Here is a 23,245-nt window from a genome sequence, read left to right on the forward strand (position 1 = left end):
CCATAGAATCGACCTCATTTTGGGGGTCGTTCATGCGTCGTGTGGTATCTGCCATCTTGCCCAGAGTGCTGTCAGCAGCGTCCCTCGGTGGTCTGCTGCTGATTGCCGGCTGTCAGACCACCGACCACAGCGGACTGAGCCAGAGCGAAGCCGATTACCGCTCACCGGTCACAGAACGCACAGCATCCCCATTCCGCACGCCCAGGGCACAAGCCGCGGCATCGCAAGCCGTACAGACCAAACCGCATACCCTGTGGGGGCGTATTCGAGCCGGTTTCAGCCTTGACCCGGCGACCATCGACAACCCCCGAGTCGACCAGCAGCGCATCGCCTTCGCCAACCAGTCACGCTACTTCGAGCTGACCTCCGCGCGAGCGCAGCGTTACCTCTATTACGTTGTCGAGCAGCTGGAAAGCCGCGACATGCCGCAGGAGCTGGCACTGCTGCCATTCATCGAAAGTGCCTATAATCCGCAGGCCATCTCCAGCGCCCAGGCCGCCGGCCTGTGGCAGTTCATTCCGTCCACCGGACGCAACTTCTCGCTGCGTCAGGACTGGTGGTACGACGGTCGCCGCGACGTAACCGCCTCCACCCAGGCAGCGCTTGATTACCTCAGCCTGCTGCACGACTACTTCGATGGCGACTGGCTGCTCGCACTGGCCGCCTACAACTGCGGCGAAGGCTGCGTGGGCCGTGCGATCAAGCGCAACGAAGCGCTCGGCCTGCCAACCGACTACTGGAATCTGCAGCTGCCGCGCGAAACCATGAACTACGTGCCCAAGCTGCTGGCTCTGGCGCAGATCGTCGACAGCCCGACCGCCTACGGCACCGTGCTGCCAAGCCTGGCCAACGAACCCTATTTCGCCGAGGTTACCCTCGATCAGCAGATCGACCTGCGCAAGGTCGCGGAGCTGGCCGACGTCTCCACCGACGAGCTGCTGAGCCTGAACCCCGCGTTCAACCAGCGGGTCACCGCGCCCAACGCCGAATACCAGTTGCTGATTCCGGTCGACCGGGTCGACCAGTTCACCGAAGCGCTTGCCGAGCTGCCGGACGATGAGCGCATCAATTACCGGCACTATCGCGTTCGCAGTGGCGACACCCTCTCGCAGATTGCCCGTCGTCACCAGCTGACCGTCAGCGCCATCCGCGACGTCAACGACATCAACGGCAGCCTGCTGCGCGTCGGCCAGACCCTGATGCTGCCCCAGTTCAATGATGCCCCCGTCAGCGAACCGGTCAGCAGCCAGCGTATCGCCGGCGTCGAGCAGCTGCGCTACCGGGTGAAGCCAGGCGACAACCTGTGGAGTATCGCCCGCAGCCACGGCACTACCGTGAATCGCATCAAGCGCGACAACAATCTGCAGGACAGCGCCCTGACCGTCGGTCACACCTTGATGCTGGCGTCGGCAGCACAGACGCAGGCCCAACCCGCCACAGCCAATGGACGGCGCATTGCCTATACCGTCAAATCGGGTGACTCGCTGTACACCATCGCCCAGCGCTTCAATGTCAACGTCGAGCGGATTCGCGACTGGAACCAGCTTGGCCGCTACCTGCAGCCGGGCCAGCAGTTAACCCTGTTCGTCCCCTGAGCCGTCGGGCTTCCGCCCGGCTGCATCAGCATGGTAGCGTTGGCACATTGCTGACGGCTGCCGCTGATTCAAATGCGCCAGCCGTTATCCCACGGCCCTACCACCGCGCGGAAATCCATGTCGCTGCTGTCCCGCTCACTTGTCCTGACACTGCTCCTTGCAACCGCTCTACCCAGCTGGGCCACGCTGTATCGCCAGCACGGCTACTCCCTCTACGGTCAACCCCGCTACCCTGAAAACTTCGAGCACCTCGACTATGTCAACCCGGACGCACCGAAGGGGGGCACCCTGCGGGTCATGGGCAGCGGCACCTTCGATACCCTGAACCCCTATACCCTCAAGGGCACCAGCCCGATCAACACCGGCGACTTTGCCCAGCTCGGCATCAGTGAGCTGAACGAGCCACTGATGGTCGGCAGCGGCCTGTATGACCCGTCCGGCGACGAGCCCTACTCCGCCTACGGTCTGATCGCCGAAAGCCTGGAGTTTGCCGACAATCGCAGCTGGGTAGTCTTCAACCTGCGCCCCGAGGCACGCTTTCACGACGGCCGGCAGATCACCGCCGAGGACGTAGCATTCTCCTATCGTCTGCTCAAGGAACAGGGCCACCCCAACTATCGCTCCGTACTGCAGGATGTCAGCCGCATCGACATTCTCGGCGAACGACGTATTCGCTTTGTCTTCAAGCGCCCCGGCAATTCGCTGCTGATCCTGCGCCTGGGCGAGCTGCCGGTGCTGCCGTCGCATTACTGGCAAGGCCGCGATTTTGCCAGCACAACCTTTGAGGCCGGCCTGAACAGCGGCCCGTATCGGGTGGTCAGTGTCGATCCCGGCCGCCGCGTGGTGTTCGAGCGGGTCAAGAGTTACTGGGGGCGAGACCTGCCGATCAACCGCGGCAAGTACAACTTCGATCGCATGGAGGTCGAGTTTTACCGCGACAACAACGTCGCCTTCGAGGCTTTCAAGGCCGGCGAGTTCGACCTCTACAACGACCACAAGGCCAGCAACTGGGCCAATGCCTACCAGTTTCCGGCAGTCGCGCGCGGCGACATCATCAAGCGCGAAATAACCCACCAGATTCCCAGCCCGACCCAGGCGATGTTCTTCAACACCCGGCGAACGCCCTTTGACAACCTGCCCCTGCGCAAGGCGCTCGGCATGCTGTTCGACTTCGAATGGTCCAACCGGGTGCTGTTCTACGATGCCTACCAGCGCTCGCAGAGCTACTACCCGAACAGCCCCTTCAGTGCCACCGGCATCCCGGCAGGACAGGAGTTTCTCTACCTGTCGCCGCACCGCAATCAACTGCCACCGGAACTCTTTCTTGAGCCATTCAGTCTACCTGTGACCGACGGCCGGGGAATCCCGCGCGAGACACTGCGCGAAGCGGTGGAGCTGTTTGCCGAGGCCGGCTGGAAACTGCGCAGAGGGCGCCTTGAAAATGCCGATGGTGATCCGTTGCGCTTCGAGGTACTGCTGGTCAACTCGAGTCTGGAACGGATCCTGCAGCCTTATCGAGCCAATCTTGCACGGCTGGGTATCGACATGCAGATCCGCACCGTCGACCGGGCGCAATACAAGGCCCGGCTGGATCAGTTTGATTACGACATGATTCTGACTACCCTGCCGCAGGGGCTGTCGCCCGGACTGGAGCAGATCAGCTACTTCCACTCCAGCCAGCGCAATGTCAAAGGCAGTCGCAACTATGCCGGCATCAACAATCCGGTGGTCGACGAACTGGTCGAACGCCTGGGCGCCGCCAGCAGCCGCAGTGAGCAGATCGCGGCCGCGCGCGCCCTCGACAGGGTACTGCTGTGGAATCACTATACAATTCCGAACTGGTATATAAACTACCACCGCATTGCCTATCGGAACTGGCTGCGCACCCCGGACATACCGCCGTATACGCTGGCCATCCGCAGCTGGTGGAAAGACCCGGCAAGCAACTAGAAAAACAAGGGATCTGAATGCAACACTCGCTGAAATCCTGCTGTCTGGCACTGCTGACCTGTTGGGCAGGTGCCCTTAACGCCGCACCACAGCACGCCCTGACGCTCTACGATGAAGCACCCAGGTACCCCGCCGACTTCAGCCACTTCGAGTACGTCAATCCCGATGCCCCCAAGGGCGGTACCCTGCGGCTGTCCGGCTTCGGCGGCTTTGACTCGCTCAATCCCTACATCAGCCGCGGCACCTCGGCCGACCAGCTCGGTCTGATCTACGACACCCTGACCTTCCATGCCCTGGACGAGCCCTTTACCGAATACGGCCTGGTTGCCGAAAGCATGGAAAAGGCCGATGACGGCAGCTGGGTGCGCTTCACCCTGCGCCCGGAAGCGCGCTTCCATGATGGCGTCGCCATCACCGCCGACGACGTGGTATTCACCTTCAATACCCTGATCGAACACGGTGCCCCGTTTTATCGCGCCTACTATGGCGATGTGGATCGCGTGGTCGCCGACAACCCGCAGAGCGTCACCTTCCACTTCAAGCATACCGGCAACCGCGAGCTGCCACTGGTACTCGGTCAGCTCCCGGTGCTGCCCAAACACTATTGGCAAGGCCGCGACTTCAGCAAGGGCTCGCTGGAACCGCCACTGGGCAGCGGTCCCTACCGCATCGGTCAGGTGCGCCCCGGTCGCAGCATCAGTTTTGAGCGCGTCGAAGACTACTGGGCCAAAGACCTGCCGGTGATGCGCGGCTTCTACAATTTCGACACCGTGGTGGTCGACTACTACCGCGACGGCAACGTCACCCTGGAGGCCTTCAAGGCCGGCCAGTTCGACTTCAACCAGGAAATGGCCGCCAAGAACTGGGCGACCGGCTATGCCAGCCCGGCGCTGGACGCCGGCCAGATCGTCAAGGAAGAGATCCCCAACAACAATACCCAGGGCATGCAGGGCTTTGTATTCAACCTGCGCAAACCCTACTTCCAGGACGCCCGGGTGCGCCAGGCGATCACGCTGCTGTTCGACTTTGAATGGTCCAACGCCACGTTGTTTCACAACGCCTACACCCGCACCTCCAGCTACTTTGACAACTCCGAGCTGGCTGCCCGTGGCGAGCCCGACGCCAGTGAGCTGGCACTGCTGGAACCGTTGCGCGACCAGTTGCCGGCTGCCGTATTCGGCCCGGCATGGGTGCCGCCGAAGACCGATGGCAGCGGTGCCATACGCGAGCAGCGCCGCACTGCCTACGCCCTGCTGCAGGACGCCGGCTGGCAGATCGTTGACGACCAGTTGGTCAACGCCGACGGTGAGCCCCTGCAGTTCGAGTTTCTGCTGGTGCAGCCCGAGTTTGAGCGGGTTCTGCTGCCATTCAAACGCAATCTGGCCTCGCTCGGCATTACCATGGAGTTGCGCCGGGTCGATGTCTCCCAGTACATCAATCGGCTGCGCTCACGTGAGTTCGACATGGTGGTCACCGGCTTTGGCCAGTCCAACTCGCCCGGGAACGAGCAACGCGAATACTGGCACTCCTCCAGCGCAGACAATCCCGGCAGCCGCAATCTCATGGGTCTGAAAGACCCGGCCGTTGATGCTCTGGTCGAGGGGCTGGTGCAGGCCGACTCCCGCGAATCGCTGATCACCCATACCCATGCGCTGGACCGGGCCCTGCGTTCGCTGCATCTGCTGGTGCCCAACTGGTATACCAGCGTCTATCGGGTCGCCTACTGGAACAAGTTTGGCCATCCGGCGACGCCGCCAAAGTATGATCTGGGGCTGTTCACATGGTGGGTCGACCCGGACAAGGAAGCGCGCCTGCGCGGCGAATTGGGCACCCAGCAAGACGACGGCGCCGGGCAGCAGCAAGGCGACCAGCCGGCAGGGGCTGAATAAGCATGCTGGCCTACATCGTTCGTCGACTGCTGCTGATCATCCCCACCCTGTTCGGCATTTTGCTGATCAATTTTCTGATCATTCAGGCCGCCCCCGGCGGGCCGGTCGAACAGATGATCGCCAACCTTGAAGGCTTTGAAGGCGGCGCCACCAGCCGAGTCTCCGGCGGCGGCAGCGAGGTTGCCAGCGGCGGCAGTTACCGCGGCGCACAGGGCCTCGACCCGGACATCATCGCCGAAATCGAACGCATGTACGGCTTCGACAAGCCGGCCCACGAGCGCTTCTGGCTGATGATCAAGGGTTACCTGCAATTCGACTTCGGTGACAGTTTCTTCCGCGACGCCAAGGTCACAGACCTGATCATCGAGAAGATGCCGGTCTCGATCTCGCTAGGGCTGTGGACCACCCTGCTGACCTACCTGATCTCCATTCCGCTGGGCATCCGCAAGGCGATCAAGCACGGCTCGGCCTTCGACGTCTGGACCAGTTCACTGATCATCGTCGGCTACGCCATCCCCGGCTTTCTGCTGGCCATCCTGCTGATTGTGCTGTTTGCCGGCGGCAGTTATCTGGACTGGTTCCCGCTGCGCGGGCTGACCTCCAACAACTTCGATCAGATGAGCACCGGCGAGCAGATCCTCGACTACTTCTGGCATCTGGTGCTGCCGATCTTTGCCATGGTGGTGGGCAGCTTCGCCACCCTGACCATGCTGACCAAGAACTGCTTTCTCGATGAAATCGGCAAGCAGTACGTGGTCACTGCCCGCGCCAAAGGGCTTTCAGAGCGCCGCGTACTGTATGGTCACGTGTTCCGCAACGCCATGCTGCTGATCATTGCCGGCTTCCCGTCCGCGCTGATCAGCATCTTCTTTACCGGCGCGCTGCTGATCGAGGTGATCTTCTCCCTCGACGGCCTCGGCCTGCTCGGCTTTGAAGCGGCCATCAATCGCGACTACCCGGTGATGTTCGGCACCCTGTACATCTTCACGCTGGTCGGTCTGGTGGTGAAGCTGATCGGTGACATTACCTACACCCTGGTCGATCCGCGCATTGACTTCGACAGCAGGGAGGGTTGAGATGAAATTGTTCAACCTCTCTCCGCTCAACCAGCGCCGCTTCGCCCGTTTCCGTGCCAACCGCCGTGGCTGGTGGTCACTGCACCTGTTTCTGGTGCTGTTCGTGCTCAGCCTTGGCGCCGAACTGATCGCCAACGATAAACCGCTCGCTGTCGGCTATCAGGGCGAGCTGTATTTCCCGGTCTTCAAGCGTTATCCGGAAACCGCCTTTGGCGGCGAATTCCCGATTGAAGCGGACTACCGCAGCCCCTATGTTCAGCAACTGATCACCGAGGACGGCGACGGCTGGATGCTCTGGCCGCCAATCCCGTACCACTACGACACCATCAACTACGATCTGCGCGTTCCGGCGCCGGCGCCGCCCTCGGCGGACAACTGGCTGGGTACCGACGATCAGGCCCGCGATGTGATGTCACGGGTGATTTACGGGTTCCGTATTTCGGTACTGTTCGCCCTGACCCTGACCATTCTCAGCTCCATCATCGGCGTCATCGCCGGTGCCGTGCAGGGCTTCTACGGCGGACGTATCGACCTGATCGGCCAGCGCTTTATCGAGGTCTGGTCAGGCCTGCCGGTGCTGTACCTGCTGATCATTCTGGCCAGTTTCGTTCAGCCGAACTTCTGGTGGCTGCTCGGCATCATGCTGCTGTTCTCGTGGATGGCACTGGTGGACGTGGTACGCGCCGAGTTTCTGCGCGGCCGCAACCTGGAATACGTGCGCGCCGCACGCGCCCTGGGCGCCAGCAACCAGACCATCATGTTCAGGCATATCCTGCCCAACGCCATGGTCGCCACCCTGACCTTCTTCCCGTTCATTCTGACCGGTGGCGTCATCACCCTGACCTCTCTCGACTTCCTCGGCTTCGGCCTGCCGCCGGGTGCGCCGTCGCTGGGCGAGCTGATCGCCCAGGGCAAAGCCAACCTGCAGGCACCCTGGCTCGGCATTACCGCCTTTGTCGTGCTGTCACTGATGCTCAGCTTGCTGGTGTTTATCGGCGAGGCCCTGCGCGATGCCTTCGACCCAAGGAAATGAGATGAGCGAACAACCGTTGATCAGCATCCGCAATCTCAGCGTCGCCTTCCGTCAGGGCAACGATCAGACCATGGCGGTCAAGGACGTCAGCTTTAACATCCGCCCCGGCCAGACCCTGGCACTGGTCGGCGAAAGCGGCTCGGGCAAGTCAGTGACCGCGCACTCCATCCTGCGCCTGCTGCCCTACCCGACCGCATCGCACCCGAGCGGCAGCATCGAGTTCGGCGGGCAGGACCTGCTCAAGGCCAACGAGAACACCCTGCGCAAGGTACGGGGCAACCGTATCTCCATGATCTTTCAGGAGCCAATGAGCTCGCTGAACCCATTGCACACGGTCGAACGGCAGATTGGCGAGGTACTTGCCCTGCACAAGGGACTGAACAAGCTCCAGGCGCGCGAGCGCACCCTTGAGCTACTGGAACTGGTGGGTATCCCCGAACCACGCAAACGCCTCGGTGCCTACCCGCACGAGCTGTCCGGTGGCCAGCGCCAGCGGGTAATGATCGCCATGGCGCTGGCTAACGAACCGGAACTGCTGATTGCCGACGAACCCACTACCGCGCTTGACGTCACCGTGCAGCTGAAAATCCTCGAACTGCTGCGCGAATTGCAGCAGAAACTGGGCATGGCACTGCTGCTGATCAGTCACGATCTGAATCTGGTGCGTAAAATTGCCCACCGGGTATGTGTCATGTACCGCGGTAACGTCGTCGAAGAAAACGATTGCGCCACCTTGTTCAGCTCACCGCAGCATGAATATACCCGTCAGCTGCTTGCGGCCGACCCGCGCGGCGAACCGGTCCCCGTTGATCCGGACGCCCCGGAGATTCTGCGGACAGAGCAATTGCGGGTCTGGTTTCCGATCAGGAAAGGGGTGCTGCGGCGCACCGTGGATCACGTCAAGGCAGTGACCGACATCAGCTTCAGCCTGCCCCGCGGGCAGACTCTGGGCATTGTCGGTGAAAGCGGCTCGGGCAAGACCACGCTGGGCATGGCCCTGCTCAGACTGATCGACAGCCAGGGGCTGATCGAATGCGACGGCACCCGGCTTGATGGCCTGAGCCAGCAGCAGGTTCGCCCGCTGCGCCGTGAGTTTCAGGTGGTCTTTCAGGACCCGTATGGCAGTCTGAGTCCGCGCATGTCGGTGGGCCAGATCATCAGCGAGGGGCTGGAGATTCACCGTATCGGCACTGAGGCCGAGCGCGAACAGATGGTGATTCAGGCGCTGGAAGAAGTCGGCCTGGATCCGGAGACCCGCCACCGCTACCCGCACGAGTTCTCCGGCGGCCAGCGGCAGCGGATCTCGATTGCCCGGGCACTGGTGCTCAAGCCCAAGCTGATCCTGCTCGACGAACCAACGTCGGCACTGGATCGCACCGTGCAGGGCCAGGTGGTAGAACTGCTGCGCAGTCTGCAACAGAAGTACAATTTGACGTATTTGTTTATCAGTCACGACCTGGCAGTGGTCAAGGTTCTCAGCCATCAATTGATGGTGATCCGCCAGGGCGAAGTAGTCGAACAGGGACCGGCAGGTGAAATCTTCGCTTCACCGCAGCATGACTATACTCGTCAGCTGCTGGAAGCGGCCTTTGCCCTGCCGCAAACCGATAACAGGGCCGATACGGCCATGCACTAAACAGGAAAGTACTATGGGATTTCTCAGCGGAAAGCGCGTACTCATCGTTGGCGTTGCCAGCAAACTGTCCATTGCCTCCGGCATCGCCGCGGCCATGCACCGCGAGGGCGCCGAACTGGCCTTCACCTATCAGAACGAAAAGCTGAAAGGCCGGGTTGAAGAATTCGCTGCCGGCTGGGGCTCCGGTCCTGAGCTGTGCTTCCCCTGCGATGTCGCCGATGACGCCGAGATCGAGCAGGTATTCGTCGAGCTGGCCAAGAAGTGGGACGGCCTGGACTGCATCGTTCACTCCGTTGGCTTCGCTCCGGGCGACCAGCTGGATGGCAACTTTGCCGAAGTCACCACCCGCGAAGGCTTCCGCATCGCCCACGACATCAGTGCCTACAGCTTCGTCGCCCTGGCCAAGGCCGGCCGTGAACTGATGAAAGGCCGCAACGGCAGCCTGCTGACCCTGTCGTACCTCGGCGCCGAGCGCACCATGCCGAACTACAACGTGATGGGTATGGCCAAGGCCAGTCTGGAAGCTGGCGTTCGCTACCTGGCTACCAGCCTGGGCCCGGAAGGCACCCGCGTCAACGCGATCTCTGCCGGCCCGATCCGCACCCTGGCCGCTTCCGGCATCAAGAGCTTCCGCAAGATGCTGGCCCACAACGCTGCGCAAACGCCGCTGCGTCGCAACGTTACCATCGAGGAAGTCGGCAACGTCGGCGCCTTCCTCTGCTCCGACCTGGCCTCCGGCATATCCGGTGAAATCACCTACGTTGACGGTGGCTTCAACATCACCGCCATGGGTGGTCTGGAAGAGTAAGCCGCCGCTTTTTGCGGACAATAAAAAACCGGGCCCAACCAGCCCGGTTTTTTTGTGCCCTCAGGGTCTGTACCGCGTGGCCCCGATGGCGGACACGCTTCGCTTAGTCCGCCCTACCATACCGCCCCGCCCCGCACCGCACCGTAGGGCGGACTAAGCCAAAGGCGTGTCCGCCAGCCCCCGGCGCAGCTCAGTCGACCGAGGTCGCGCCGATCTTGTGGATCGACAGGTCGGCGCCCTGATATTCCTCTTCATCTGTCAGGCGCAACCCGGCTACCGCCTTGATCACGCCGTACACCAGCAGACCACCGGCAAAGGCGATGACCACACCGGCCAGCGAGCCAATCAGCTGCGACATGAAGCTCACGCCGCCCAGACCGCCCAGCGCTTCGGTGCCAAAGATACCGGCCGCCAGACCGCCCCACACACCGCACAGGCCGTGCAGCGGCCAGACACCCAGCACGTCATCGATCTTGAAGCGGTTCTGGGTCAGGATAAAGGTCCAGACAAACAGGCCACCAGCGACCGCACCGGTCGCCAGCGCGCCCAGCGGATGCATCAGGTCGGAGCCGGCACACACCGCCACCAGCCCTGCCAACGGGCCGTTATGAATAAAGCCCGGGTCGGCACGCCCCACCAGCAGCGCCACCAGGGTGCCACCGACCATCGCCATCAGTGAGTTGACTGCCACCAGACCGCTGATGCCCTCCAGCGTCTGCGCCGACATCACATTAAAGCCGAACCAGCCAATCGTCAGAATCCATGCGCCCAGTGCCAGAAACGGGATATTGGATGGCGGCATCGCCACCACATGACCACCGCGATAGCGGCCGTTACGCGCTCCCAGCAGCAATACCGCCCCCAGCGCAATCCAGCCGCCAACGGCGTGCACAACAACCGAGCCGGCAAAGTCGTGGAAGCCGGCACCAAACTGCGCTTCCAGCCAGCCCTGAAAGCCGTAGTTGCCATTCCAGACGATACCTTCAAAGAACGGATACACCACGCCAACGATAAGCAGCGAGGCGCACAGCTGAGGCGCAAACTTGGCCCGTTCGGCAATACCACCGGAGATGATCGCCGGAATGGCTGCGGCAAAGGTCATCAGGAAGAAGAACTTCACCAGCGCGTAACCGTTGTTCTGCGACAGGGTTGCCGCATCGGCAAAGAAGGTAGCCCCATAGGCAATCCAGTAGCCGACAAAGAAATAGGCAAGACACGAAATCGCGAAATCACTGATGATTTTCGACAGCGCGTTTACCTGATTCTTTTGCCGAACCGTACCTACCTCAAGAAACGCAAAACCGGCGTGCATGGCCAGAACCATGATCGCGCCCATCAGAATAAACAGGGTGTTTGCACCGTGGATCAGGGTTTCCACAGCACTGTTCAGGTTTTCCATTCAAGCAGCCTCTATCAAGTCAGAAAATGCACCCGTTGCGTGCGCATGCGAGATGGATGAACCGTTGTAGTGCAATCAAAAAGATTCCACACAAACCACCCTGATCGGCACGCATTCCGAGAAATCTGAAATAATTTTTATTTTTCAATTATTTGCATGCTAATCCTGACCGCCACTCGGCAAAACAGGCACCAAATTGATGCGGACGGACCAGCTCACCTCACCGCCATAGTGCAATCGCCATACCAAAGAGGCAGAATCATGCACTGAAAGCGTTCGACGGGTGCCCTGACACCCGAGAGCGCATGCCCGGCACACGCAGGCAGTCGCCTGCCGGTTGCTTGGCTACAATCTTGCATAAGTTCAGCGCCCGACGTTCCGACCCCGGAGAAAGATGTGTTTACTGGACAGCCACTGCCTTACTTCCAACCCCTGATCGATACCGCCACCGGCCGCATTGCCGGGTATGAGGCGCTGGCGCGCCTGCGTGACGATGAGGGCAATATCAGCAGTGCCGGCCCACTGTTTACCGACCCTTCGGTCTCGCAGGCCGAACTGCTGGAACTGGATCGCAACATCCGCAGGCAGGCGCTGGAACGCTTTCGCGATACCCCCGAAGGCTTTATCAGCCTGAATATTTCACCGGCCTGGGTCAGCCAGCTGCAGCCGGGCAAGCCACTGCCCAGCCTGCAGCTGCTTGAGGAGCTGGGGCTGCCAACAGACCAGATCGTTTTCGAAATCACCGAACTGCAGGGCAGCATCGAGCAGCTGCGTGATGTAGTGCAGCGCTACCGTGCCGCCGGCATACGCATTGCCATCGATGATTTTGGCGCGGGATATTCGATGCTCGACCGGGTGCTGGCACTGGAACCCGACATTCTCAAGCTGGATATCCAGCTGTTCCGCCAGGCGGCAGCGGGCAACAGCAACAGCGGCGACTTTGTACGCGCGCTGGCCCTGATGGCGGAAAAGAGTGGCTGCTGGATCATCGCCGAGGGCGTGGAAACCGAACAGGAGCTGCACTTTGCACTGGAGTGCGGCGCGCGTTACGTGCAGGGCTATCTGTTCGGCCGCCCGGAGGAGAACTTCCTGCCCAGCGACGCCGTGCAGAGGCAGTTCTCGATCATGCGCGATCATTACGTACGAGCCAAACTGGCCGAGCGAGAGAAGCTGGCGACCCTGCGCAGCTCGCTGGCAGAGCTGTTTGCCGAACTGCGCCAGTGGCTGGCCCGCGGCGCACAACCGGCGCACCTGCCGGACCCGCGCAACTACCCATGGCTGCTGCGCTGCTTTCTGTGCGATGCCGAAGGCACCCAGATTTCGCCGAACTTCGAATGGCGTGGTGACGCCTGGCACACCGACCCGCGCTATCTGGACCATAACTGGTCCTGGCGGCCGTACTTCTATCAGATTCTCGCCGAGGCCGGAGAGGACAGCCGGGTCATCCTGTCGAACCGCTACCGCGATGCCACCACCAATCAGTACTGCATGACCTCGGGCCTGTTCATCGACGACAGCCGGCACCTGTTGCTGGTCGACATCGACGCGTCATTCCTCTGATCAGCGCCGCTCCCGCGGCAAACTGATGCTGACCAGCAGGCCGCCTTCGGGCGCCTGCTCGAGTGACAGTGTGCCGCCGTAGGCGGCAACCAGATCTCGCACAATGGCCAGCCCCAGGCCGTGACCCGGGGTCTGCTGATCAAGCCGCAGGCCGCGACTCAAAACCTGATCACGCGCATCACGATCAATACCGGGGCCGTCGTCTGCCACCTCAACGCAGAGGTGCTGGGCGTCCAGGCGCCAACTTAGCCTGACCAAGGCCCGCGCCCATTTGCAGGCGTTATCCAGCAGATTGCCGAGCAACTCGAGCATGTCTTCCCGGTCAAACGGCCAGCGCGTGTCCGACGCGCCGTCCAGCCTGATCTCGGGCACCGCCGGATACAGGCTGGCCAGCGTCTGCACCAGCGCCGGCAGATCGGTCGCAGGATCAAAGCGCTGTGCCCGCGACTGATCGGTTGCCAGTCTGGCACGCTGCAGCGTGCGCTCCAGCTGGTTACGCATGGCCTGCAGCTGCGCCTGCAGCTCGGTCAGTTGCTCCCCAGGCAAACTCGGTGCGAGGGCATCAAGCCGGCTCTCGATCACCGCCAGCGGTGTTTTCAGAGCGTGCCCCAGGTCGCCGGCACTGTTGCGCGCACGCAGCAGCAGCGCCTCGATCTGCGCCCCAAGATGATTGATTTCTGCCACCAGCGGCTGCAACTCCTGCGGCACCTGCTCGTTCAGATGCAGACGTTCACCGCTGCGCCATTCGGCCAGTTCCTGCTGTACCCGCCGCAGCGGCAACAACGAGCGCCGCAGCAGCCACTGCTGTATCAATACCGCCAGCAGCGTCACCAGCACAGCCAGAGCACTGATCCAGATGCTGGCCCGCCGAAACTCGGTCATCAACGGCTGATAATCGAGCGCCACGCTGATGGTCACCGGCTCCCCCGCCTTGCGGTATTCACCAGACCACACCAGCAGCTCCTGCCCCTGCGGGCCGGGCAGAAGACCGCTCTGCAAGCCATCCCCGGGCAGCGGCAGACGATTATCCCAGAGCGAACGCGAACGCCATTTCTCACGCCCCTGAACAACGAAATAGCGCCCGGAATACGGCCTGCGGTAATCCGGATCAATCTTGTCCAGATCCAGAAACAGGCCGTCTGGGCCAACCGTCAGCGCCGCCAGCAGGCTGTCGGTTTCGCGCTGCAGCAGCAGGGTCAGATAATTGCGCTGGGCGCGGTCATAGAGCCAGACACTGCCCTGCACGATCAGCAGCACACTGCACAACAGCAGCGGTACCAGCGTGGCCGCCAGCCTGCGGCTGATCGACCTCATTCGCCGCGCCCGACCAGTACATAGCCCTGGCCACGGCGTGTTTCGATCGCTTCGCGACCCAGCTTGCGGCGCAGATGATTGATCAGCACCTCGATCACATTGGAGTCGCGCTCATCCTCGTAGTCATACAGGTGCTCGGCCAGTTGCGTCTTCGACAGCACCTTGCCCGGATTGAGCATGAAGTAGCGCAACAGTTTGAATTCACTGGCCGACAGACTGAGCGGTTCGGCATCTCCGACCCGCACCTGCTGCTGCGCCTCGTCCAGCTGCAACCCGGCGACGCTGAGCAGCGCCTGGGGCACCCGACCGTGGGCGCGGCGCAGCAACGCCTGCACCCGCAGCAGCAGTTCCTCGTTGTGAAAGGGTTTGGTCAGATAATCGTCGGCCCCGGCCTGCAGCCCCTCCACACGCTCGGTCCAGCGGCTGCGGGCGGTCAGAATCAGTACCGGCAGGCTACTGCCGGCTGCACGCCAGCGCTGCAGCACCTCCAGCCCGTCCATACCGGGCAGGCCAAGATCGAGAATGGCAAGGTCGTAAGGCTCCTGCTCGCCCAGCACCACGGCATCGCGGCCATCGGTACGCCAGTCCACCGCATACCCGGCGCGTTTCAGCACGCTGCACAGGCTATCGGCCAGCGCCACATTGTCTTCCACCAGCAGCAGGCGCATCAGTCGTCCTCTTCCGCATCCAGCAGCTCGCCGCTGACAGCATCGTATTCCAGTTCCATGACCCGGCGATCACGGGTCACCAGCTCCAGTTCATAGATATAACGCCCGTCGTCAAGCTCCAGCTCGGCTTCCAGAAAGCGGCCGGGGAACCGCGTCAGCGCGTCTTCGATAAACACCGGCAGGGGCAGGATGCGCCCCTGCTCGGTTAGTGCCAGTGCTTCGTCCTGACTGAGGTCGTGTGCTGCCGCCACCCCTGGCAGCAGCACCAGCGCACCCAGCAACAGGGCCGGCAGAGGACTGCGCGACCGATCAGTCGTCGCGGCGGTGTTCGAGCACATCACCATTGGACGCATCCAGGTCAATATCCCACTCCTGCCCCTGGGCGTCGCGGATTTCGACTTCATAGATAAAACGGCCATAGTGCTTGTCCAGGTCGGTATCAGTGATGGTGCCGGGTTGCACCGCCAATGCCTTTTCGTTCAGGCTTTCCAGGGATTGAATGGTACCCTGTTCCACCAGCCCGTTGACTTCATCCATGCGAACATCGTCGTCGGCCAGCAGTGCAGAGCTGCCCAGCGCCAGGATTGCAGAACAGGAAAGAGCGAGAATGTGTTTGTACATGTTGGATTCCTCCGTTGCGTTTAGACAGTCTCAGACTATAGCGCCGAGCTGAAACCAACCTTAAAATTGGCCGCGCACTCCAAGGGACCCCTTACCGCATGACAGCTATCCAGGTTCGCGCTCCGGCATTGACGCTGCGAGCAGGGCATCGCGCCATTGAGCATATCCGCAACAACGGGTTACAGCCAGCCGACGTCCATATGATCCCCGGTGCGGCTGGCGGCCCCAAGGCGCTGGGCATTCAGGGGCTCGACCTGGCCCTGTTCGGCGAGTGGCTGCCACGCGCGCCCCAGCCGCGCAGCCTGATCGGCGCCTCGATCGGCAGTTGGCGCTTCGCCAGTGCCTGCATGCCTGACCCGGTGCATACCCTGCGCCAGCTGGGCGAACTCTATACCGCCATGCGCTTCCCCAAGGGAGTGACCATCCAGACCATCAGCGCCGCCTGCGGCCAGATGATCGACGAGCTGCTGCAGGGGCAGTTTGAGGCCATCCTCAGCAACCCCAACTACCGTCTCAATATCGTCGTGGTGAAAAGCCGCGGGCTGCTGAGGCATGACTCACGCGCGCGTCTGGCGCTGGGCCTCGGAGGCGTCATCGGCGCCAACCTGCTGGGCCGCCGCCATCTGGGACGCTTTTTCGAACGCGTCATTCTGCACGATCCGCGGCAATTGCCGGAGCTGGAAGAACTGCGCGACTTCACCAGCGCGCACGTGGAGCTGACGCCGCAGAATCTGCGCTCGGCCCTGCTGGCCTCAGGCTCGATCCCCATGGTCATGGAAGCCGTACGCGACATTCCCGGCGCCGCGCCCGGCGTTTACCGTGACGGTGGCCTGCTGGATTACCACCTCGACCTGCCTTACACCGCCCCCGGCGTGATCCTCTACCCGCACTTTATTGATCGCGTGGTGCCCGGCTGGTTCGACAAGACCATTCCCTGGCGCAAGCACAACGCAGAACAACTGCGCGACGTACTGCTGCTGGCACCCTCGCCCGAGTATCTTGAGCGCCTGCCGCATCGCAAGCTGCCCGACCGCAAGGACTTCAACCGCTACGTCTATGACAACGACGGCCGTGAAGCCTACTGGCGCAAGGCGATGAGCGAGAGCCAGCGCCTCGGCGATGAATTTCTCGAGCTGGCCGACTCCGGCCGCCTGATCGACCGCATCAAACCGCTGTGAGCGAGCAACACGAGGCACTGCCCTGCCCGCTCTGCGGCGCCGCAAGCCACTGGCTGCTGGATGATCGCAAGCGCAGCTACTGGCAGTGCGAGCAATGCCTGATGGTGCATGTACCGCCCCGCTGGCAGCTGACCGCCGAGCTGGAAAAGGCCGAGTACGACCGCCACGAAAACCACCCGGATGATCCGGGCTATCGACGCTTTCTCTCACGCCTGGCAGAGCCCCTGCTGACGCGCCTGCCGGCCGCCGGCAGCGGCCTGGATTTCGGCTGCGGCCCGGGGCCGGCGCTGGCCATGATGCTGCGCGAACACGGCCATCAGGTTGCCCTGCACGATCTCTACTATCACCCCAACCCCGAAGCCCTGCGCCAGCAATGGGATTTCATCACCGCAACCGAGGTGGTCGAGCATCTGGCCGCCCCGCGTGAGGTGCTTGAGCAGCTGTGGCAGTGCCTGAAACCGGGCGGCTGGCTCGGCCTGATGACCAAGCGGGTTACCAGTCCGGAGGCCTTCAGCCGCTGGCACTACAAGAGCGATCCGACCCACATCAGCTTTTTCAGCGAACAGAGCTTCCGCTGGCTGGCAGCAAAATGGCAGGCAGAGCTGGAACTGATCGGTGCCGATGTCGCGCTGCTGCGCAAGCCAGAGCTCAGCGCCGACTGAAACGCGCGGCAAAACCCGGCGGATCAGCCACAAACGACTGGATGCAACGCTGACAGATGCAGGCCCGGCTGCGCTGCGCCTCAGGCACCAGTGCCAGCAGCCCTTGCGGTACCGTCAGCGCAAAGCACCAGCAGCTGCCGCTGTCAGCAGCACAGGCATTGCTGCCGGCACAGAATGGACACCGCGCGGGGTCTGGCGGAGGGTTCGCCATGCGTGACTCAGAGACTGCCCAATACCCGGCGCGCGCCCTTGAAGCTGCGCTGCCAGAAGGAGGATTCGAGTTCGTCCACACGCACCACGCCACCGCTGCTGGGCGCATGCAGAAAACGCCCATCGCCGATGTAGATGCCTGCATGGTTCACCCGCCCGCCATTCATCGCAAACAGCACCAGATCACCCGGCGCGAGCGAGTGTTCCGGGGGTCTGGATACCTTCATGTTGTAGAGGTCCGAGGTGGTGCGCGGCAGACTGACACCCGCAGCTTCGCGGTAGACGTACTGAATCAGGCCGCTGCAGTCGAATCCGGTTGCCGGCGAACTGCCACCCCAGCGGTAGGGAGTGCCGACCAGACTGAACGCCTGGAACACCACATCGTGACGCTTGAGTTCATAGTCGGGGATGGACTCAACCGGGCTCGGCACGCTCACGGTGACCGGCGCCGGCGGGGCACTGGAGCAGCCTGCCAGCAGGGCAGCAATCGACAATGTCAGCAGTCCAGCGAGCCGCATCCGGCCACCTCCAACACAGGGGTTCTGATCAAAAAATGCACCGGGATCGGCGCGAGGTCAAGAATTTACTTTAACTTCATGTGCCAAGCGAGCAGCTTTTATGGAGATTCAGTGATTTACCGTGAGCGCCAGCATCATCGATAGCTGGCACAGCGGCCGGCCGCTCTCAGCCTGCCACTGATTGAAGGCGGTCTGCACTGCGGCCTGATCGCGCTGACTGGTCGGCGCCTTGTCGATGATGCCCTGCGCCTTCAGCGCGGCAATCACGTCATCGGTGGCGACCCAGGTATCCTTGCCAACCATGCGCAGCAGCCGCGGTGCCGAAAGCCCGCCCAGTTGGGCGCCGCGCTTGGCCAGCAACCGCCAGAGCCCGATGATATCGTCCACCGGCCAATCGGCGATCAGATTGCCAACCGAGCCGTATTCGGCACGCAGATCCAGCACCAGCTGGGCATTGCGCGGCACACTGCGCAGCTTGCCCAGGTGACGAATGATCCGGGTGTCGGCCATCAGCCGCTCCAGGTGCTCGGCGCTCATCAGCACCACCTTCTCCGGATCAAAGCCAAAGAACACCTCTTCAAAGGCCGGCCACTTGGCATCCACCACACTGTGCTTGAGGCCGGCGCGGAACACCCGCAGAGCGATCATCGACAGATAGCGGTCGTCGCCGATCGCGCGTAACTGCTCGGCACTCCTGACCTGAGGCAGGCGCGCTTCCAGAGCAGCAGCCGATCCGAAGCGGTTGAGACAGTACTCGTGCAGCCAGCGGTAATCCTGCATCGGCTAATCCCGGGCTCAGAGGTTCATTACGCTCAGAACGCGCGAGGCAGCCTGCTCGTCGATACGCAGACTGGCAAAATCGAACAGCGCGGTGTCGGCCAACTGCGAGGGCTGGACGTTTTTCAACGCCCGGAAGATATTTTCTACCCGCCCCGGGTTGGCCTTCTCCCAGCCCTGCAGCATTTCCTTGACTACCTTGCGCTGCAGGTTCTCCTGCGAGCCACACAGGTTACACGGGATGATCGGGAAGTTTTGCAACGTGGCATACGCTTCGATATCCACTTCGTTGCAGTAGGACAGCGGGCGAATCACCACGTTGCGGCCATCGTCGGAGCGCAGTTTGGGCGGCATCGCCTTGAGGTTGCCGCCGAAGAACATGTTGAGGAAGAAGGTCTCAACGATGTCGTCACGATGGTGACCCAGTGCCATCTTGGTCGCACCGATCTCGTCGGCGAAGGTATACAGGTTGCCGCGGCGCAGGCGCGAGCACAGCGAACAGGTCGTCTTGCCCACCGGAATCTTCTCCTTGACGATCGAATAGGTGTCGCGCTCAAGGATGTGATACGGCACGCCAATACTCTCGAGGTAGGCCGGCAGCACCTCTTCAGGGAAGCCCGGCTGCTTCTGGTCCATATTGACCGCCACCAGCTCGAACTTGATCGGCGCCACCTTCTGCAGGTACAGCAGCATGTCGAGCATGGTGTAGCTGTCCTTGCCGCCGGACAGGCAGACCATCACCTTATCGCCGTCTTCGATCATGTTGTAATCGGTCACTGCCTCGGCAGTCAGACGACGCAGACGTTTCTGCAGCTTGTTCTGGTTAACGCTCAGGTGGCTCATGGACGGGGTACCGGCTCGGCAAAAACGGGCATTCTACTGAAATCTGCTGTACATAAAAACAACAACTCCCGTCAGCAGTGCTGACGGGGGTTGTTGCTGGCTCAGGCAGGCCGGGAATGACGCCGAGGGGTCCCCAAACCACTCAGCGAAGATAAACGGGACCGACGCCGAATCCCCAGAAGATGACCGAGGTCGCAATCATCGCAACCAGCACCACCAGACCCACGGCAAGCACGGAGCTGGAGAACAGGAAGCCCTCGTCACTGGGGATGTCCATAAAGATCGGAATGCCCTGATACAGCAGGTACACCGTGTAGGAGATTGCTGCCGTGCCCACCAGCATGCCCAGCCACAGGCTCGGATACAGCGCAGCAAGGCCGGCAATGAACAGCGGCGTGGCCGTGTAGGCGGCGAAGATCACGCAATCGTTGAAGGTTGGGTTGGCATCATAGGTGCGCGCCATCCAGTGAATGAAGGCGCCCATCACGGCAACGCCGGCCAGCATGGCGATATAGGACAGCACCGTCATCTGCAGGGCGCTGGCCTGCGTCAGCTTGACCGGGTCCTCCGTGCCTATCGTCCAGCCCACCTGGGTGGTGCCGATATAGGCCGAAATGACCGGAATGGCGGCAAGCACAAGCACATGGGTGAGATACATGTGGCCAATGCTTTCGTCTTCGCCCTTGATTTCCTTCCATTCCTCATCGGGATGAGTGAATAGCCCCAGTACGTGATGGATCATGGTCTGACCTCCTGGTTATTATTCGGCTCCGCACGACAACAGCCGGCAGAGCAAGCGGACTGCGGGGTTACCCGCGCCCTGCATTGACTATAGCCAAAAAGAAAATGAAGTAAGGTGGTTTGCTTAGAGAGATTGGCGACTTCAGCTTTTGCCGTAATAGCGTTGCAGAATTAGCATGGCCTGGTTGATTTCCTGCGCACGCGCGGTGCTGCCACCCCGGTCGGGGTGATGAACGCTGAGCATGCGTCGGTACTGCCGCCGGCACGCCACGGCGTCGGCGCCCGGCTCCAGCCCCAGCACGGCCAGCGCCGCATCCACCTCTGGCGCGGACACCGGCGCGCGGCGACGCCAGAAGCTGTCGATCAGCTGCTCCACGTCATCCCGGTTGGTCGTACGCCACTGCGCCCAGTCGAGGTAATAACGCCGCAGCGGGTCATCGACCTGCAGCGCCTCAGTGCCGGAGGCGCGTGGCTGAACCTGAATATTCAGGGCATGGATCTGCAGCGTCAGGCCCTCGTCACCCAGCTGGTCGGCCAACTGGTAGAGCTGGTGAAACAGCAGAAAGTGCACCCGAAACAACAGCAACGGGTCGCGCAGCACTCCCGGTTCGGCAAACAGTGAATCAGGAAAGCGCTCGGCCAGTGCCTGCAACAGGGCATATTCGCTCAGCCCTGCCGGATGGCCGTGCAGCAGTTGCAGCAGGCCCTCATCAAAGGCGTCGGGGAGCAGCATGTCGGGTTGCACATCAATCATGTGCCCGAGTGTAACAGAGCCGCCACATACCCTCCCCTCCACGCCTGTCATCACTCTGCCATCAGACTGACAACCCCATGTCATCGCCTGTGTGTATCACTGTCATCCTTCGTGAACCCAGTACAGGCAACAGACAATGAAAAAATGGATGATGGCTGCGACCAGCGCGGCCCTGCTGGCCACCCTGGCCGGCTGCAAGAGCAGCAGCAACGACGATAACGATGCCCCCGAGGTGGTCACACCCGACAGCATCACGCTGAATTATCTCGGCCGCTACAGTGCCAACATATTCGGCGCCAGCGCCGCTGAAATTCCGGCCTTCGATCCGGTCAACCAGCGCATCTTCATCGTCAATGCGCAAAAGGGTGCCGTCGATGTGCTCAACGCCGCCGACCCGGCCAACCCGGTGCTGCTGCAGGAGTTGACAGTCGAATCCATCACCGAAGGCGCCGTGGTCAACAGTATCGCCTACAAGGGTGGCTATCTGGCCGTGGCCGTCGAAGCACCCACCAAAACCGACAACGGCTGGGTCGCCCTGTTCGACGCTACCAGCCTGGAAATGCTTGGCTATGAGCAGGTCGGGGCCCAGCCGGACATGGTCACCTTTACCCCGGATGGCGAGTATGTGCTGACAGCCAACGAAGGCGAGCCGAGCACCGACTATCAGATCGACCCGGTAGGCTCGATCAGCATTCTGGGCGTCTCGGAAGGTCAGCTCGTTGAGGTTCGCACAGCCGGATTCAGTGCCTTCAACACCCAGGCCGATGCGCTGCGCAGCGCCGGCGTGCGGATCTACGGCCCGAATGCCAGCGTCGAGCAGGATCTGGAGCCGGAATACATTGCCATCTCCAGCGACAGCAGCACTGCCTGGGTATCGCTGCAGGAGAACAACGCCCTGGCCAAGGTCGACATCGCCACGGCCACTGTCACCGACATCCTGCCGCTCGGCTACAAGGATCACGGCACCGCAGGCAATGGTCTGGATGTCAGTGATTCCGACGACGCCATCAACATCGATACCTGGACGGGCGTACTCGGCATGTACCAGCCAGACAGCATCGCCGCCTACGAGGTCGACGGCGAAACCCTGCTGGTCACCGCCAACGAGGGCGACTCCCGCGCCTGGGGTGAAGACGACCAGACTTACTGGGATGGCGATGCCAGCAAGGGCTTTGTTGAAGAATTCCGCGTCAAGCATCTGGTTCACGTCAGCGGCTTCGACCGCCGTGCCGGCGACGACCTGCCGCCGCAGCTGCGCGACCTGGCCGCCGGCGCCCTGCTCAACCCGACCACATTCGCCTACTGCGGCGCGACTGCTGCCGATCCGGGCGATTGCCGCGCCGATGAGAATCTGGGCCGCCTGACCGTGGCCTGGACCGACGGCTACCGCAAGGACGCCAACGGCGATCCGGTGCTGTTCGACGCGTCCGGCAACCAGAACCTCGCCGGTGACCGGCTGATGTACGACAACCTCTACGCCTACGGTGCTCGCTCGTTCTCGATCCGTGACGGCGACGGCCAACTGGTGTGGGATTCCGGCGACCAGCTCGAGCAGTATTTCGCCAGTGATGCGTGCATGCTCGGCGCCAACCGCAATATTCCGTGCACCGACTATTTCAACGCCACCCATGATGAAGGCGATACCTTCGACAACCGCAGCGACAACAAGGGTCCGGAACCGGAAGGCGTTACCGTCGGCCAGCTTGGCAACAAGACCTTTGCCTTCATCGGTCTGGAGCGCATTGGCGGTGTCATGGCCTGGGACATCACCGACCCGACCGCTCCAGTGCTGGTGGATTACCTCAACACCCGCGAAGACTGGACCACCGAAGACCCGTCCACCGTGCTGGCGACAGCCGGTGACCTGGGTCCGGAAGGTCTGGTATTCATTGCCCCGGAAGATTCGCCCAACGGCGAGGCGCTGCTGGTCATCGGCAACGAGGTCAGCGGTACCACTGCGGTGTATCAGATCAATCAGATCGTGAACTGATCAGCACCTGACCACACTTGCCG

At 62.0% G+C, this 23,245-nt stretch carries 22 protein-coding genes; 11 read left to right on the forward strand and 11 right to left on the reverse strand.

Translation table 11 applies throughout. The annotated features are described in order from the left end of the window. Positions 1-32 precede the first annotated feature (32 nt). From AC13EY_RS17530 to fabI, 7 genes are all read left to right on the forward strand, one after another. Positions 33-1,595 (forward strand): lytic transglycosylase, encoded by a 1,563-nt coding sequence (locus AC13EY_RS17530; protein WP_482876972.1) that lies wholly within the window; start codon positions 33-35, stop codon positions 1,593-1,595. Positions 1,596-1,712: 117 nt separating this feature from the next. Continuing rightward, positions 1,713-3,545, forward strand: a complete 1,833-nt coding sequence (locus tag AC13EY_RS17535; RefSeq protein ID WP_482876974.1) for an extracellular solute-binding protein — start codon at positions 1,713-1,715, stop codon at positions 3,543-3,545. Between the two features lie 17 nt (positions 3,546-3,562). Next, the gene (locus AC13EY_RS17540; RefSeq protein WP_482876976.1) at positions 3,563-5,434 is read left to right on the forward strand and encodes an extracellular solute-binding protein; all 1,872 of its coding nucleotides are present in this window, start codon (positions 3,563-3,565) and stop codon (positions 5,432-5,434) included. A gap of 2 nt (positions 5,435-5,436) precedes the next feature. Further along, the gene (locus AC13EY_RS17545; RefSeq protein ID WP_088276547.1) at positions 5,437-6,510 is read left to right on the forward strand and encodes a microcin C ABC transporter permease YejB; all 1,074 of its coding nucleotides are present in this window, start codon (positions 5,437-5,439) and stop codon (positions 6,508-6,510) included. A 1-nt stretch (position 6,511) separates the two neighbouring features. Then, a complete protein-coding gene (locus AC13EY_RS17550; RefSeq protein ID WP_088276548.1) occupies positions 6,512-7,543 on the forward strand; it encodes an ABC transporter permease in 1,032 nt (343 codons plus the stop codon). A 1-nt stretch (position 7,544) separates the two neighbouring features. Next, the gene (locus AC13EY_RS17555; RefSeq protein ID WP_088276549.1) at positions 7,545-9,179 is read left to right on the forward strand and encodes an ABC transporter ATP-binding protein; all 1,635 of its coding nucleotides are present in this window, start codon (positions 7,545-7,547) and stop codon (positions 9,177-9,179) included. A gap of 13 nt (positions 9,180-9,192) precedes the next feature. Continuing rightward, on the forward strand, positions 9,193-9,987 hold the full coding sequence (fabI, locus tag AC13EY_RS17560; RefSeq protein WP_088276550.1) for an enoyl-ACP reductase FabI: 795 nt from the start codon (positions 9,193-9,195) through the stop codon (positions 9,985-9,987). A gap of 190 nt (positions 9,988-10,177) precedes the next feature. Here the strand turns inward: fabI and AC13EY_RS17565 are convergent, their stop codons facing one another. Continuing rightward, a complete protein-coding gene (locus tag AC13EY_RS17565; protein ID WP_088276552.1) occupies positions 10,178-11,386 on the reverse strand; it encodes an ammonium transporter in 1,209 nt (402 codons plus the stop codon). Between the two features lie 396 nt (positions 11,387-11,782). On the opposite strand from AC13EY_RS17565, the gene AC13EY_RS17570 reads away from it, so the two are divergent. Next, positions 11,783-12,946: an EAL domain-containing protein gene (locus AC13EY_RS17570; protein ID WP_482876980.1), complete on the forward strand. Its 1,164-nt coding sequence runs from the start codon at positions 11,783-11,785 to the stop codon at positions 12,944-12,946. Here AC13EY_RS17570 and AC13EY_RS17575 read toward each other — a convergent pair whose 3' ends face one another. Genes AC13EY_RS17575 through AC13EY_RS17590 form a run of 4 tightly spaced genes read right to left on the reverse strand, consistent with a single transcriptional unit; the run spans position 12,947 to position 15,549 of the window. After that, positions 12,947-14,260, reverse strand: coding sequence for a sensor histidine kinase (locus AC13EY_RS17575; protein ID WP_482876982.1), 1,314 nt, complete (start codon positions 14,258-14,260; stop codon positions 12,947-12,949). Continuing rightward, entirely contained in the window at positions 14,257-14,928 is a 672-nt protein-coding gene (locus AC13EY_RS17580) for a response regulator transcription factor (protein ID WP_335599055.1), read from the reverse strand. The genes AC13EY_RS17575 and AC13EY_RS17580 overlap by 4 nt, the downstream gene beginning before the upstream one ends. Then, positions 14,928-15,281 (reverse strand): PepSY domain-containing protein, encoded by a 354-nt coding sequence (locus AC13EY_RS17585; protein WP_482877047.1) that lies wholly within the window; start codon positions 15,279-15,281, stop codon positions 14,928-14,930. The genes AC13EY_RS17580 and AC13EY_RS17585 overlap by 1 nt, the downstream gene beginning before the upstream one ends. After that, on the reverse strand, positions 15,238-15,549 hold the full coding sequence (locus AC13EY_RS17590) for a PepSY domain-containing protein (protein ID WP_088276557.1): 312 nt from the start codon (positions 15,547-15,549) through the stop codon (positions 15,238-15,240). Before AC13EY_RS17590 ends, AC13EY_RS17585 begins: the two co-directional genes overlap by 44 nt. 98 nt (positions 15,550-15,647) lie before the next feature. Between AC13EY_RS17590 and AC13EY_RS17595 the strand changes: the two genes are divergently transcribed. Continuing rightward, entirely contained in the window at positions 15,648-16,727 is a 1,080-nt protein-coding gene (locus AC13EY_RS17595; protein WP_088276559.1) for a patatin-like phospholipase family protein, read from the forward strand. Then, positions 16,724-17,389 carry a class I SAM-dependent methyltransferase gene (locus tag AC13EY_RS17600; protein ID WP_482876985.1) on the forward strand — a complete coding sequence of 222 codons (666 nt, stop codon included), beginning with the start codon at positions 16,724-16,726 and terminating at the stop codon, positions 17,387-17,389. The genes AC13EY_RS17595 and AC13EY_RS17600 overlap by 4 nt, the downstream gene beginning before the upstream one ends. On the opposite strand, the gene AC13EY_RS17605 is transcribed toward AC13EY_RS17600, so the two are convergent. The 6 genes from AC13EY_RS17605 to AC13EY_RS17630 all read right to left on the reverse strand — a co-directional run bounded on the left by AC13EY_RS17605 (position 17,376) and on the right by AC13EY_RS17630 (position 21,232). Further along, positions 17,376-17,723, reverse strand: coding sequence for a cysteine-rich CWC family protein (locus AC13EY_RS17605; RefSeq protein WP_482876987.1), 348 nt, complete (start codon positions 17,721-17,723; stop codon positions 17,376-17,378). The genes AC13EY_RS17600 and AC13EY_RS17605 overlap by 14 nt on opposite strands. Further along, on the reverse strand, positions 17,608-18,117 hold the full coding sequence (locus AC13EY_RS17610; RefSeq protein ID WP_482876989.1) for a C40 family peptidase: 510 nt from the start codon (positions 18,115-18,117) through the stop codon (positions 17,608-17,610). The genes AC13EY_RS17605 and AC13EY_RS17610 overlap by 116 nt, the downstream gene beginning before the upstream one ends. 108 nt (positions 18,118-18,225) lie before the next feature. Beyond that, positions 18,226-18,897: a DNA-3-methyladenine glycosylase I gene (locus AC13EY_RS17615; RefSeq protein ID WP_482876991.1), complete on the reverse strand. Its 672-nt coding sequence runs from the start codon at positions 18,895-18,897 to the stop codon at positions 18,226-18,228. A gap of 15 nt (positions 18,898-18,912) precedes the next feature. Beyond that, positions 18,913-19,737 carry a tRNA 2-thiocytidine(32) synthetase TtcA gene (gene ttcA, locus AC13EY_RS17620; protein WP_482876993.1) on the reverse strand — a complete coding sequence of 275 codons (825 nt, stop codon included), beginning with the start codon at positions 19,735-19,737 and terminating at the stop codon, positions 18,913-18,915. 142 nt (positions 19,738-19,879) lie between these two features. Beyond that, a complete protein-coding gene (locus AC13EY_RS17625) occupies positions 19,880-20,479 on the reverse strand; it encodes a Yip1 family protein (RefSeq protein ID WP_088276564.1) in 600 nt (199 codons plus the stop codon). Positions 20,480-20,620: 141 nt separating this feature from the next. After that, complete coding sequence (locus tag AC13EY_RS17630; protein ID WP_482876995.1) at positions 20,621-21,232, reverse strand: DNA-J related domain-containing protein; 612 nt, start codon at positions 21,230-21,232, stop codon at positions 20,621-20,623. A gap of 136 nt (positions 21,233-21,368) precedes the next feature. Here AC13EY_RS17630 and AC13EY_RS17635 point away from each other — a divergent pair, with 136 nt between their 5' ends. Beyond that, positions 21,369-23,222 carry a choice-of-anchor I family protein gene (locus tag AC13EY_RS17635; protein WP_482876997.1) on the forward strand — a complete coding sequence of 618 codons (1,854 nt, stop codon included), beginning with the start codon at positions 21,369-21,371 and terminating at the stop codon, positions 23,220-23,222. The last annotated feature ends 23 nt before the right edge of the window (positions 23,223-23,245 follow it).

Source organism: Halopseudomonas sp. L-58 (assembly GCF_056859475.1).